This window comes from Azoarcus sp. L1K30, assembly GCF_018122735.1.
GTDB lineage: Bacteria > Pseudomonadota > Gammaproteobacteria > Burkholderiales > Rhodocyclaceae > Parazoarcus.
Genome location: NZ_JAGRRD010000001.1, coordinates 1,602,856 through 1,616,364 on the forward strand (window position 1 = coordinate 1,602,856; position 13,509 = coordinate 1,616,364).

A 13,509-nucleotide genomic window follows, 5' to 3' on the forward strand; every position below is an offset into this window, starting at 1 on the left:
GGGCTACACCTAGCGCCCGCCGCCGGCCGTACAGGGCTCACATTCAGTCGCGCCCTGTCGATCCAGGCCGTGCGGCAAGGCCAGCAACTCTTCGAGCAGGTGACCGTGGCGGTCGGCCTTGGTGCGCAGGTAATGCTGGTTATGGTCGTTGATCTGGCCAAACAGCGCGCGCCGGCTCACCACGTCGATACCCGCGCTGCGCAGCGCGGTCACCTTTGCCGGGTTGTTGGTCAGCAGCTCGATGCGGGTCACGCCGAGCTCGTCGAGCATCTGGTGTGCAACGCGATAGTCGCGCTCATCCTTGCTGTAGCCGATCACCTGGTCTGCGTCGATGGTATCGAGCCCCTCGTCCTGAAGTCGATAGGCACGCAGCTTGTTCGCCAGACCAATACCCCGCCCCTCCTGCGCCAGGTAGAGCAGCACGCCGCCCCCGAGCCGGTTGATCTCGGCCAGGCCATTGCGAAGCTGGGCACCGCAATCGCAACGCTGACTGCCGAAAATATCACCGGTAAGACAGGTCGAGTGCACACGTACGGGTACTGCCGCTGCCCAGTTGGCACGCTCACCCAGCACCACCGCCACATGTTCGCGGATGCCGTCTTCCTCGCGGAACAGCACGAAACTGGTGTCACCCAGTCCGGCCAGCGGTACACGTGCATCGCTGACACGACGCAAACGCCCGGGGCCGCTCTCGCACAAGCCGATGGCCTCCTCCGTCGATACGGCAAGCAACGTGCCGTCGGTCACCAGCCGCTCGATCGCGTCACGCTGCGCCGGAACGACCGCAAAGGCGATCGCGGCCGGCACCAGTTGGGCGCGTCGCATCAGCATCAGGCCGGCACGCTCCGGATCCGTCGACGGCGCGGGAGCGAGGACCGGCAAGCGCGGCAGGGTCGATGCACGGCCAAGCGCGAACTGCACCAGCATGGCAAAAGTCGGAACGTCTGTTGCGGCAAAATGCTGAGTCGCGGAGATCCCGGTGATCTGCACGCCAAGGCTCGCGAGGCGGTGATCGGACAACACGAGCGCAGGATGTGCGCCGGCGAGCGTGCACGCCTCGTTCAGCGCTGCGAGGCCGAAGCCTTCGACCGGGGCGATGAGCGTATCGCCGGCCGCATCGCGCAGCAAGACGGGAATACCCCGTCGCAAGTCAAAAATGGCGCGCTCTGCTTGGCGCATCAATCGTTCTCCCAGGGGATGATTCTCTTGTATGGCAAAGGTCGTATTGCTTCCACAGCTGGCTTATACCAAGGGCACGACCGGTATACCGAGCTCTGACCGGGTCGGACGAGATTCGGTTCAGAATCTGTTCTCACCTTGACGGCAACGCTATGGCACGCATCGACGAAGTGTTTGGATAATAACTATAACAACGGCTGGACCGATACCGCCAGTCAATCGCCGGCGTCACCGTCGTCTCCAGCGCTTCCTGTCGACCGGTAACTTGCCCGGATGTGGCGCAGGCTTCGGCACGAGACCGAGTGCCGCACGCGACAGGCGATCGGCATCGCCGTTTCGATGGCGCGGCACCCAGCACAGTTCCAGCACCTCGAATCGCGCCATCCATGCCAACGCCTCATCGACCCATTGCTTCAGCCTCGGCGCAACGGTGCGCGTGCTGCCCACACCGTGACGCACGGCGAAGTCGCTGTCGCCCCTCAAGACGAGCCGCGTTGCGCCGGCCGCATGCGACAGCGCCAGTGCCGCGCACAAAGCTTGCATTTCCGCCTCGTTGCTGCATCCGTTTCCTGCTCCACGACGGGAGATCTCCTGACGCTGTCCATCCGGCGACTGCAACACGACGCCGATTCCGAGCACACCGGGATTGGGATGCGCCGCGCCATCAAACCAGGCTTGCCAGCAAGCGCCGGAATCGGATGCGGGTATCGGATCTGAAGCCGGAACGGCGGAGTCGCTCTTCATTGTTGGTCGCTGCCGCACGCTCAAACCTCGTCTTGACGGGGGAAGGCTGCTATCTTGCCACCGAGCACGGCCTCCCGCCCTCATCATTTGGATCCGGACATGAATACCTGCGAATTCACCATCATCGGCATGCGCGACGAACACTGCCTGCGAACCGTCAGCAACGCGATCCAGGACTTGCCGGGCATTGGCTGGATGGAAATCGCCCTCGATGGCGGACGTGCCGAAGTCGAGTTCGGCAACTTCATCTCGGAAGGCGATATTCGGCAGGCCGTGGAAGACGCCGGCTTCGAGACACGCTGACGCGGGCGCCGCCGATGCTCGGGCACGAGAAGCACGGGACGGTAAAGCCGCACCTGGTGCGATGGTTATCGCAAGCGGACGAAGGCATAATTGCGTCAGGCAGGGCAAGCTCGTCGTGTCTTTGGGTTTCAGCACCTATTTCCGTCCGGGCACACTGAATGGCTCAATCAGAATCGCCAACCAACCCACCCGCAAACAAGGCCATAGGCAGTGCCGGGCATGGTCACGCCAAAGCACCCGCGAATCACGCCAGGCCGCCGCTGGAAATTGCCCGGGAAGCCCTGATTCAACTGGCCACGCTGAGGACGCCGCCGACACCGGACAATTTTCGCGAACTGTATTTTCAGATTGCGGGAATTTCGGCCGAAGATGCTTTTCCGGCAAAGACACTCAAAGGCATCGCCCAGGCCCTGCCGCGCGACACGCCGCCAGCACTGAAGCTCGCACGGATTTTCGAGCACGGAGTCAATAGCGGACGGTGGCCTGCGTTCAAGAAGGCCGTTCTGGCGATCTGCGAGATGCAGACCGCTGAACCCAAGCCGTGGGGCGTGCTGATAAGGGATCTGAGCGTCCAGCTCGAACGTCATCACGAGGGCTTACCCGCGGGACACAAGCACGAAGCGCTCGCTCAGGTGCTCGCCGGCACCAACGACCCCGACCTGCTGTACGGTCGCTTGGCCAGCCTCGTGCGCAGCTGGGGTCAAGTCCCGTCCGCCGCCATGCGCAATGCCGGAGAGGTGGCGCCCTGCGCCAGTGAGACCTCGCCCGGCACTGCGGCGGTGCTGACGTCGCTGTTGGTCAAAGTGCTGCTCCGCGGCATTGTTCCGCTCGCTGAGGCGGACGAATCCCTGCTGGGCGAGGCACATCGCGTCGCCAGCCTGATCGCATCGTCGGACGACACTGGCGATGGCCGTTCGATCGACGGCCAGATCGAAGGCCTGCTTGCCCGTATCGACTGGACGGCAGAAGAACAGCGCGCAATTCGCGAGGCGCTGCTCAACCTGTTGCGCCTGATCGTGGATAACATTTGCGAACTGGTCATCGACGATAGCTGGTTGCATGGGCAGTTGACGCTGATATCCGAGGCCTTCAGCGGCCCGCTCAATTTGCGCATTCTCGATGAAGTCGAATGCCGGCTGCGCGACGTCATCGAAAAGCAGAGTCACCTGAAGCACGAGCTGACCGATGCCCAGCAAAAGCTCAAGTCGATGCTTGCCGGCTTCATCGCCCAGCTTTCGGCCTTTTCGACTTCTACCGAACACTATCAGCTCGTGCTCGACAGCAGCGCGCAGCGCATCAGCCAGGCAAGCGACATCGGCGAACTTGCAGACGTGGTCCAGGAGATCCTGCGTGAAACCCGCAACACCCAGGAAACCGCTCGTCGCTCCGGCGAGGAGCTCGCGCAGTTGCGCGAACAGGTTGAATCCGCAAACGAGCACATCGTGCGACTCCAGCGCGAGCTCGATGAAACCAGTGAGATGGTGCGTCACGACCCGCTCACGGGCACCCTGAATCGCAAGGGGCTGGACGAGGCACTGGAGCGGGAGATTTCGCGCGCCCGCAGACTGGGCAGTACGCTCAGTCTCGCGTTGCTCGACGTGGACGACTTCAAGAAGATCAATGACGGGCATGGTCACCTGGTCGGGGACGACGCGCTTCGCCATCTTGCACGCGTGGTACGCGACACGCTGCGCCCCCAGGACGCGGTAGCCCGCTACGGCGGCGAGGAATTTCTGATTCTTCTTCCGGATACCGAGCTCGACCAGGCGGAGGTCATCCTCGTCAGGCTGCAGCGCGAGCTCACGCGTCGGTACTTCCTCGCCGATGCCGACCACCTGCTGATCACATTCAGTGCGGGCATCGCACGCTTGAATGGCGACGAGGATCCGATCGTCGCAATCGAACGCGCGGACAAGGCCATGTATGAAGCCAAGCGCACCGGGAAGAACCGGGTCGTCAAGGCGATCTGAGCTGTCTTGGGGCGATACCCACAGGAACAACGACCCCCAACGCACGGGAACTCATGGCAGACCCTTCAAATCCATCAGAGATTGCGCGCGAAACACTGCGGCAGCTGGCCATGCGGCGCACGCCGCCGACGCCCGACAACTATCACAAGCTATATCACGAAATCGCCGGTACTGCCGACACGGAAGCGCCGTTCCCGGAGCGCTTCGTACGACGCATTGCGCAGCAGCTCCCGCGCGACACCGCCGAGCGCCAGCGCCTGGCGCGACAGCTGGACCAGGCGCTGGCCGCGGGCAACACGGCAGTCGCAGAACAGTCACTCAACCAGTACTTTGCCTGTCTGGTTGCAGACAAGCCCCCGAGCTGGAACGAGCTCATCGCCAATCTGTTGCGGCAATGGGAAGGTCGGCAGCTCGGCTGGACCACGGCACGCAAGCGCGAATCGCTCGACCGCGTGCTTGGCGCCAGTGACGCGAATACGCTGTATTCGAGGCTGCAGGCGCTGTTGCGCGCCTGGGGACAGGCCCCGGTCGACCCCGAAATTCCCGAGGCCGGTACGCCCTCCCCCGTGCCGAGCATGGTGGAGGCAGACATTCCACCGCTAGGGGGGCCCCCCGCCGGAGAAGCCGCCGAATTTGTTGCCGCCCATCGCAATCTTCTGGCCCTGACGATGGAGTCCGTGGTCCCTGCCTTCCTGCATGAACACCCGGACCTGGTCAGCGATGCGGGGCTGATCGCCAGGCACGCCCGTCAGGCGACGGATGCGCAATCGTTGTCGGTGGTCGGCACGCAGTTGCGCAAGTTCGCCCATCGGCTCGAGCTGACGGCTGCGGATGATGCAGAGATCCGCGCTGGTCTGCTCGACCTGCTCAGGCTGCTGCTGCAGAACATCGACGAACTGGTGATCGACGATCAGTGGCTGAGCGGTCAGATCGAGATGCTGCGAGACGTCGTCGACAAACCGGCCACGCCGCGCATGATCGACGATGCCGGTCGCCGGCTGAAGGAAGTCATCTACAAGCAGAGCCAGCTCAAGCACAATCTGACGCAAGCGCAACGCATGCTCAAGGAGATGCTGGCCGGATTCGTCGACCAGCTGGCCAGTTTTGCCGAAACGACTGGCAGCTATCACGATCGCATGGGCGAGTGCGCGCGCAAGATCGCCGCTGCCAGAGACATCTCGGAGATCGGTCACCTGCTCGACGAAGTCATGACGGAAACGCGCTTCATACAGCTCGAGGCCGGCCGCTCGCGTGACGAGCTCAGCCTTGCCAGACAGCAAGCGCTCGCGGCCGAGGCCCAGATTTCGACGCTGCAGAAGGAACTCGACAATGCCAGCCACCTCGTTCGACATGACCAGCTCACCGGCGCGCTGAACCGGCGTGGCCTCGAGGAGGTCTTCGCGCGCGAATCGGCCCGTGCCGAACGCCACGATCTGCCTATTTGCGTCGCATTGCTCGACATCGACAACTTCAAGAAGCTCAATGACACGCACGGACACCAGGCGGGTGACGATGCCCTTGTCCACCTCGCGCGCGTGGTAAAGGAGAATCTGCGCCCGCAGGATACCGTTGCTCGTTACGGCGGCGAGGAATTCGTCATCATCCTCCCCGAAGCCACACTGGAGCAGGCGGACCAGACCCTTGTGCGCCTGCAGCGCGAGCTGACGCGCGCGTTCTTCATGGCCGGCGACCGGCATGTGCTGATCACCTTCAGTGCCGGCGTGACCCGGCGCAGCAACGGTGAACCGATTGAAGCAGTGCTGAAACGTGCCGACACGGCCATGTACGAGGCCAAGCAAACAGGCAAGAATCGCGTGGTTCGCGCGCCGAACGACAACCGCACCGGCCTCCCCCCGGGAAGCTGACGTATGCACGCGACGGCCGCCGTGCTCGGGTACAATCGCCGTACGAACCGATCAACACGAATACATGTCCGGTAAATTTCCCCTTCAGCCGCTGCTCGATCTCGCCAATACCCGGATGGACGAGGCGGCACGCCGGCTGGGCGAACTGATCGCATCGGAGCGCAGCGGACAGCAGAAGCTCGAGATGCTCGAGTCCTACCGCGCGGAGTATCGCGAGCGCTTCATCGAGGCCACGCGCGCCGGCATCGGCCCGGACGAACTGCGCAATTTCAGCGCCTTCATCAATCGCATCGACGACGCCATCGCCGCACAACACCAGGTCGTTGCGCAGTCCCGCCACTACACGACTCAGGGTCAGAAAGTGTGGATGGCGCAACGCAACAAAGTCAGGGCCTTCGACACCCTGTCACAACGCCATCAGGACGAACAGGCGAAGCTCGAATCACGTCGGGAGCAGCGTACCAACGACGAGCACGCGGCCCGAAAGCACCTTGAACGCGACGCCGACTGAATCGCACCAATGCGGATACGGATCTGGCACGCCAATTGCTGACTTCTGCGTGACACAGCAGAAAAGGGCAACATCATGGCATCCCAGATCACTTCCGGCTCGCAAATCGTTTCACTGTTGAGCTCGGCGCCAAGCCAGGCCGCAGGCTTGAAAAGCCGCGACGCAGGCACGTCCGGATTCTCGGACGTGCTTCGCGGGCAGTTGCGGAGCAGTCACGCGAAAACCCGACCTGAAGCCACACCCGCTGCTGAGCGCCCCACGCAAAAGCGCCCCGAACGGCCTGATGCAGGCGAAGGTGCCCGCGAGACCAAGCGCAGCGAACGCACCGATGATGCGTCCGCGCCCGATCGTGCCGATAAGGCGGCGACCACTGCAGACGACGCCAAGGCCGTTGCCGAAGGCACGGCCAACAGCCCGAAAGACAAGGGCGCAGAGGCCACGCCGGCGGACAAGGCCACAACGGCAGCGAATGAACCGGCAAACGAGGCTTCAACCGACAAGGCCGATCCTGCCACCGCCATTGCCGGTCTGCCGGCAGAGATTGCCGCCTTGATGTCCGCTCACGCCATTCGCCAGACCGGCGAGACATCGGTCGAAGTTGAAGTCGAGGTCGAGGTCGACGTCGAGGTCGAGACCGATCTTGCGGGCAAAGTCGCATTGCCGGGTGACACGCAGGGAAAACCCCTGCAAAATCCTGCCGATCCGAAGCTGCAGGCCGCGCTGAACTTTACCCAGGCGACCGCGGAACAGGGCAAGGCAGTGCTGCCGCTGCAGTTCAAGCCCGAGGCGCAATCCGGTTTTGCCGAACGCGCGGCCACCGCACTGAACGCCGTATCGGCCGACGTGCCCGACAGTGCGCAAGTGTCATTCATGCACGCGCTGCGTCATCCGGGGCAGATCACGACGACGCCGCAACTTACGGTGGCCACGCCGGCCGGACAGTCTGCCTGGGCGGACGACGTTGGCAACCGGGTGATGTGGATGGTCGGACGTGCCGAGAGTAAGGCAGAGCTGGTGCTGACGCCACCACATCTGGGCAAGGTCGAGGTTTCCATCAATCTCAATGGCGACCAGACCACGGCACAGTTTGTCGCTGCCACGCAGTCGGCACGCGATGCGCTTGAACAGGCCATGCCCCGACTGCGCGAGATTCTCGCCCAATCGGGTATCAGTCTCGGCCAGGCCAACGTCAGTACGTCCGGTGATCAGCAGGCATCGGGCGACGAACGCGGCCGCGGTGGCAACCGTGGATCCGGCACGGGCGGCGTGGAGACGGGCGGGGGCGTGAGTGCTGCGCAATGGACGAGACAAGCAGAGGGGCTGGTCGATACCTTTGTCTGAAGCAAATGAATAGGGGGCACTCTGCCCCACTTTTCCGCGCTTGGGCAAGGATGGCAATCAGCCATAATTCAAGCGTAGGAAAAGGAGATTTTCATGGCGAAAGCCCCAAGCAAGCCCGAAGCCCCGGCAGGTGATGCGCCGCCCAAGAAGGGTGGCAAGATGCTGATGATCATCATCATCGTCGTGCTCGTGTTGCTGATCATCGTTGCCGGCGGCATCGGCGCCCTGATTCTGCTGAAAAAGGGCGGTGGCGACAGCGGTGGCGAACATGCCGAACCGGCCGCAGCCGCGGCCCCGCACACGGCGGTCGATCTTGCACATCCGCCGGTTTTTGCCGCACTCGACGCCTTCACCGTCAATCTTCGCCGCGAAGAAGGCGATCACTATCTGCAGGCCGTCATCGCCCTGCGCGTGACCGACCAGAAGACGGCGGACGCACTCAAGGGCTTCACGCCCGAAATCCGTCACCGTATCAACCTTCTGCTGTCGAGTAAATTGCCGTCCGAAGTACAAACGATCGAGGGACGCGAGGCGCTCGCCGCGGAAATTCTCGACCAGGTCAACGAATCGCTGGGCTACCCGCCACCGCCGCCGGGAAGTCGTGTCCCTGTTGCGACGCCGGTGCAGGCGGTACTGTTCAACTCGTTCATCATCCAGTAACAAGGCCACGCCATGTCTTCGGACTTTCTCTCCCAGGAAGAAGTTGACGCCCTGCTCCGCGGCGTCAGCGGGGAGTCCGACGAGCCAGCCGAACAGGAAGCCGACGACGGTGGGGTACGCCCCTACAACATGGCCACCCAGGAGCGCATCGTGCGTGGGCGAATGCCCACCATGGAGCTCATCAACGAGCGTTTTGCGCGCTACCTGCGAATCGGCCTGTTCAACTACATGCACCGCAATGCCGAGGTGTCGGTGGGCCCGATCAAGGTTCAGAAGTACGCGGAGTTCGTACGCAACCTGGTCGTGCCCACCAACCTCAATCTGGTCGTGGCCAAGCCGCTACGCGGCACCGGACTGGTGGTTTTCGACCCTAATCTGGTATTTCTGGTGGTGGACAACATGTTCGGCGGCGACGGACGTTTCCACACCCGGGTCGAGGGGCGCGACTTCACGCCGACCGAGCAGCGCATCATCCAGGGCATGCTCAACGTGGTCTTTACCGAATACGGCAAGGCCTGGGCGCCGGTATTCAAGCTCGATCTCGAATATGTCCGCTCAGAGATGAACTCGCAGTTCGCCAACATTGCCACACCATCCGAAATCGTATTGGCGACGAGCTTTTCGCTTGAGCTGGGTGGGGTGCAGGCGGACATGCATTTCTGCTTTCCCTACTCGATGGTCGAGCCGATCCGCGATCTGCTCTATTCGACCATGCAGAGCGATCACCTCACCCAGGACAGGCGCTGGGAAAGCCTGCTCTCGCGCCAGCTGCAGACGGCAGAAGTCGAGCTCACCTGCAATCTGGGCACGGCCAGGGTCACGCTGCGCGACATCGTCAATATGCGCGTCGGCGACGTGATTCCACTGAACGTCCCGGACATGCTCAAGGCCGAAGTGGACGGCGTGCCCATCATCGATTGCCGCTATGGTACTCAGGGTGGCCAGTACGCAATCAAGATCGAGCGCTTCATCGGCAACGACGAGCAAGATACCAACCCCGAAGTGGGAGGCCAGAATGGCTGACGACACAGACAACCAGATCTCTGAAGACGATTGGGCCGCAGCGATGCAGGAACAGGCCGAAACGGAATCCGGCCTCGATGCCGAATCGGCGAAAGTCGCCGCGGACCTTGCCGAAGCCGCAATGGGCGATTCGCCCTATCAGGCCAAGCCTGCCAGTCAATTGTTCGAGGACTTCGGCTCGACCGGCACGAAGGCCGGTGCGATCAACGATTTCGACATGATCCTGGACATCCCGGTGCAGCTGACGGTCGAACTGGGGCGTACCAAATTGTCGATCCGCAACCTGCTTCAGCTCGCGCACGGTTCGGTGGTCGAGCTTGACGGGCTGGCCGGAGAGCCGATGGACGTTCTGGTCAATGGCACACTGATCGCACAGGGCGAAGTCGTGGTGGTGAATGACAAGTTCGGCATCCGCCTCACCGATATCATTACGCCCGCAGAACGCATGCGGAAGATCCGCCACTGATCGACGCGCGGGCACGCTCCCGCGCCCTGACTGAAAGAGACGCAGTGCATCCCGCCAAAGCCCTGATTTTTACACTATTCCCGGGTACGCTCGCGGTGGCAGCCGAAACTGCTCCGGCCGCGCCGGCCACCGATCTTGCCGGCAGCCTCGGGCAGATGGTGTTCGGCCTCGTCGTCGTCATCGCGCTGCTCGTCGGCTGTCTGTGGGTCATCAAGCGTCTGTCTTCGCCCCATGGCAGTGCCGGCTTGCTGAAAGTGCTCGGTGCAACCGCAGTCGGACCGCGCGAACGCGTCGTACTGGTCGAAGCCGGCGAGAAAGTACTCGTACTCGGTGTCGCACCCGGCAGCGTGCGCACCCTGCACATCATGGACCGCGGCGAACTCCCCACCGGCGGCGCTGCGAACACCCCGGGCGTAGCGGGGGCGGCCGACTTCTCCGCGTGGCTCAAGAAATCACTGGATCGGCGCCATGATGCAAGCTAGACACCTGCTGCGCGGCGCACTCGCCATTGCGCTGACCGGCCTGCCGTCAGTCGTGCTGGCGCAGGCACTGCCCGCGCTCACTACCGTGCCGGCAGCCAATGGCGGCACGACCTACAGCCTGACCATCCAGACCCTGCTGCTACTCACGCTGCTGAGCTTCGTGCCGGCAATGGTGCTGATGATGACGAGCTTTACCCGCATCATCATCGTCTTTTCGCTGCTGCGCCAGGCCATGGGTACGCAGACCTCACCGCCCAACCAGGTCCTGCTCGGACTGGCGCTGTTCCTGACCTTCTTCATCATGGCACCGGTTGCCGACCGCGTTTATGTCGACGCCTATGTACCGATGTCCGAGGGCAAGATCGGCTTCGAACAGGCGCTCGAACGCGCAGCGGTGCCGGTCAAGACCTTCATGCTCAAGCAGGTGCGTGAGCCCGATCTCACCCTGTTCGCGGGCCTGGCCAAGGTTCCCCCGGTAGAAAAGGCCGAAGACCTGCCGATGCGGGTGGTGATCCCGGCCTTCGTCACCTCGGAGCTCAAGACCGCGTTCCAGATCGGCTTCATCATCTTCATTCCCTTCATCATCATCGACATGGTGGTGGCGTCGGTACTGATGTCGATGGGGATGATGATGATGTCGCCGGTGATCGTATCGCTACCGTTCAAGATCATGCTCTTCGTGCTGGTCGATGGCTGGACCCTGCTCATCGGCTCGCTGGTGCAGAGCTTCGCCGTATAGGAACGCCGCCATGACGCCCACCGCAGTTATCGACCTGGGTCGCCAGGCCATCGAAGTCACGCTGATGGTCTCGGCGCCGCTGTTTCTCGCCGCCTTGATCACCGGCCTGGTCATCAGCATCTTTCAGGCCGCCACCCAGATCAACGAAATGACATTGTCGTTCGTGCCAAAGCTGATCGCCATCTTCGTCACCCTGGTGCTGGCCGGTCCGTGGATGATCACGCTGCTGACCGATTTCATGCGCCGGCTGTTCGAATCGATTCCGACCATGATCGGCTGACCCGGAGCCACTCATGCTCAGCGTCACTTCCGCGCAACTCGACGCCTGGCTCGCCGCCCTGATGTTTCCGATGGCACGCCTGCTGGGTCTGTTTGCTACCGCGCCGATCTTCTCCAACCGCGGGGTATCGGTCCGCATCCGCCTGGCAGTGGGTCTGGGCATCGGCATTGCACTGCTGCCGATCATGCCGGCCATGCCTGCGGTTCCCCCGGGGTCGGGCATCGGCCTGATGATCATGGTGCAACAGATGTTCATCGGCATTGCCATCGGCTTCATGTTGCGACTCGTGTTCGCCGCCATCGACATGGCGGGATCCCTGATCGGCATGCAGATGGGGCTGTCCTTCGCCATCTTCTTCGACCCCGACGCCGGCGGCCAGACTGCCGTGCTATCAGACTTCATGGGGCTGGTCGCGACCTTGCTCTTTCTGGCCATCAACGGCCACCTGATCATGACCGACCTGCTGGTCAGAAGCTTCGACTGGTTGCCGGTGGGCACCGCCAGCGTCAGCGCCAACGGCTGGGGATACATCGCACGGGCGGGCGCCGTCATATTCGCCACCGGCCTGCTGCTCGCCCTGCCCGTCGTGGCGGTGCTGCTGGTCACCAACATCGCACTCGGTATCCTCACCCGCGCCGCGCCCCAGCTCAACCTTTTTGCCATCGGTTTTCCACTCACGCTGGCGATGGGCTTCTTTGCGCTGATGCTGATCATGAGCAACTTCGGGCCGGTAGTGCAGAGTTTGTTCGAGCGCGGCTTCGATACCGTTCCGGTCATGCTCGAAGCACTGGCGCCCAGACCCGTATGACACCGACCGCACGCTCGCCCAAGCCGACCAGGAGCCACGCGATGCCCCCCTCCGCCTTGCCAGCAGCTGACCAAGGTGCGCACAAGATGACGCACCGGAACAAGAGCGGATCCCCCACCTGGGGACTGCGCCTGACGCTACTCTCGCTCTACGCGATCGTTCTGGCCGGCTGCACACAATTGCCAATGCCGACTGCCGAAGAGGACCGCGTCCGTGCCGAACTCGCAGAGAGGGAACGCCAGGCCGCGCGTCCGGCCTCGCTGTGCTCACCCACCCCAGGCACGCCGTTCGCTTTCCGCAAGAAGGTACTCCTGCTGTCCGTTCCTCTTGAGCACCTGCTCGAGGCCCCCGATCTACCCGGACTCGGAACAACCTGGTCGGTCGAATTGCAGCAACGGCTTCGCTCAACGGACCGCTTCATCGTCCGCGACGGTAGAAACTTCCGCATCGATGCCCAGGCCGACGTGCGCAAGCAGATCATCGCCCTGGGAGAGCGTTTCGATGCCCAGTTCGTTGTCACCGGACGGATCAGAACGGCCGGTATCCAACCCGGCCGTATCGACCTCGGGCCGCTTAAGCCCATTCCGCTCCCCATGTCGGATCAGCGCAGTATCGAAACCGTGCTCGAAATCTACGACACGCATACAGGCACGGTGTTCAGCCGGCTTTCGCATGCGGCTTCCGTCAGTGGAAAAGTGCTTGCACGAGGCAACGGCAGCTTCGACGAGGCCTTTTTCCAGACCCCCATCGGCGAAGCGCTCGACAAAGTGCTGAAGCGGCAGGCAGAGGACATCGAAGACCAGCTTGCGTGCCTGCCGATGCAGGCACGAATCATCCGCACCCGGCTTCATGAGATCTTCATCGACGCCGGCTTTACGAGCAACCTGAATCCGGGTGACCGCCTGCGGGTACTTCAACGCGACGAATACAACGTCGAGCGCGGCTATGGCGACCTCGTAATCAAGCAAGTTTTCCCCGAAACGGCACTTGGCTACCTCGACGGCGGGGACCGCCCCAACTGGAAATTCAACGGCTTCGTGCGCGCATGGTGACCCTTCTCCGGCAATAGTGCCAGCCCCACTCGCCGTTCAACGGCTTTGCCGCCCGCTTCTGCGGCCCATCCGCTTTGCATTTCTAT

At 62.8% G+C, this 13,509-nt stretch carries 15 protein-coding genes; 13 read left to right on the top strand and 2 right to left on the bottom strand.

Going from position 1 to position 13,509, the window contains the following annotated elements:
- Positions 1–9 precede the first annotated feature (9 nt).
- Entirely contained in the window at positions 10–1,179 is a 1,170-nt protein-coding gene (gene ribA / locus J5J83_RS07285) for a GTP cyclohydrolase II (protein WP_212347188.1), read from the bottom strand.
- A gap of 228 nt (positions 1,180–1,407) precedes the next feature.
- Positions 1,408–1,923: a ribonuclease HI family protein gene (locus J5J83_RS07290; RefSeq protein ID WP_212347190.1), complete on the bottom strand. Its 516-nt coding sequence runs from the start codon at positions 1,921–1,923 to the stop codon at positions 1,408–1,410.
- A 99-nt stretch (positions 1,924–2,022) separates the two neighbouring features.
- Between J5J83_RS07290 and J5J83_RS07295 the strand changes: the two genes are divergently transcribed.
- The 13 genes from J5J83_RS07295 to J5J83_RS07355 all read left to right on the top strand — a co-directional run bounded on the left by J5J83_RS07295 (position 2,023) and on the right by J5J83_RS07355 (position 13,423).
- The gene (locus J5J83_RS07295) at positions 2,023–2,226 is read left to right on the top strand and encodes a heavy-metal-associated domain-containing protein (RefSeq protein WP_212347193.1); all 204 of its coding nucleotides are present in this window, start codon (positions 2,023–2,025) and stop codon (positions 2,224–2,226) included.
- A gap of 158 nt (positions 2,227–2,384) precedes the next feature.
- Positions 2,385–4,196, top strand: a complete 1,812-nt coding sequence (locus J5J83_RS07300) for a diguanylate cyclase (protein WP_212347196.1) — start codon at positions 2,385–2,387, stop codon at positions 4,194–4,196.
- A 53-nt stretch (positions 4,197–4,249) separates the two neighbouring features.
- On the top strand, positions 4,250–6,061 hold the full coding sequence (locus tag J5J83_RS07305; protein WP_212347199.1) for a GGDEF domain-containing protein: 1,812 nt from the start codon (positions 4,250–4,252) through the stop codon (positions 6,059–6,061).
- Positions 6,062–6,125: 64 nt separating this feature from the next.
- Positions 6,126–6,572, top strand: coding sequence for a flagellar export protein FliJ (fliJ, locus tag J5J83_RS07310; RefSeq protein WP_212347202.1), 447 nt, complete (start codon positions 6,126–6,128; stop codon positions 6,570–6,572).
- Positions 6,573–6,647: 75 nt separating this feature from the next.
- Positions 6,648–7,913, top strand: a complete 1,266-nt coding sequence (locus J5J83_RS07315; RefSeq protein WP_212347205.1) for a flagellar hook-length control protein FliK — start codon at positions 6,648–6,650, stop codon at positions 7,911–7,913.
- A gap of 93 nt (positions 7,914–8,006) precedes the next feature.
- Entirely contained in the window at positions 8,007–8,573 is a 567-nt protein-coding gene (locus J5J83_RS07320; RefSeq protein WP_212347208.1) for a flagellar basal body-associated FliL family protein, read from the top strand.
- 12 nt (positions 8,574–8,585) lie between these two features.
- The gene (gene fliM / locus J5J83_RS07325) at positions 8,586–9,596 is read left to right on the top strand and encodes a flagellar motor switch protein FliM (RefSeq protein WP_212347210.1); all 1,011 of its coding nucleotides are present in this window, start codon (positions 8,586–8,588) and stop codon (positions 9,594–9,596) included.
- A complete protein-coding gene (gene fliN / locus J5J83_RS07330; protein ID WP_212347213.1) occupies positions 9,589–10,062 on the top strand; it encodes a flagellar motor switch protein FliN in 474 nt (157 codons plus the stop codon). Before fliM ends, fliN begins: the two co-directional genes overlap by 8 nt.
- Before the next feature lie 44 nt (positions 10,063–10,106).
- Positions 10,107–10,544 carry a flagellar biosynthetic protein FliO gene (gene fliO / locus J5J83_RS07335; protein ID WP_349251869.1) on the top strand — a complete coding sequence of 146 codons (438 nt, stop codon included), beginning with the start codon at positions 10,107–10,109 and terminating at the stop codon, positions 10,542–10,544.
- Positions 10,531–11,283, top strand: coding sequence for a flagellar type III secretion system pore protein FliP (gene fliP, locus J5J83_RS07340; protein ID WP_212347216.1), 753 nt, complete (start codon positions 10,531–10,533; stop codon positions 11,281–11,283). Before fliO ends, fliP begins: the two co-directional genes overlap by 14 nt.
- A 10-nt stretch (positions 11,284–11,293) precedes the next feature.
- The gene (gene fliQ, locus J5J83_RS07345; RefSeq protein WP_212347219.1) at positions 11,294–11,563 is read left to right on the top strand and encodes a flagellar biosynthesis protein FliQ; all 270 of its coding nucleotides are present in this window, start codon (positions 11,294–11,296) and stop codon (positions 11,561–11,563) included.
- Positions 11,564–11,576: 13 nt separating this feature from the next.
- Positions 11,577–12,371 carry a flagellar biosynthetic protein FliR gene (gene fliR, locus J5J83_RS07350; RefSeq protein WP_212347222.1) on the top strand — a complete coding sequence of 265 codons (795 nt, stop codon included), beginning with the start codon at positions 11,577–11,579 and terminating at the stop codon, positions 12,369–12,371.
- Between the two features lie 41 nt (positions 12,372–12,412).
- Entirely contained in the window at positions 12,413–13,423 is a 1,011-nt protein-coding gene (locus tag J5J83_RS07355) for a hypothetical protein (RefSeq protein WP_212347225.1), read from the top strand.
- The last annotated feature ends 86 nt before the right edge of the window (positions 13,424–13,509 follow it).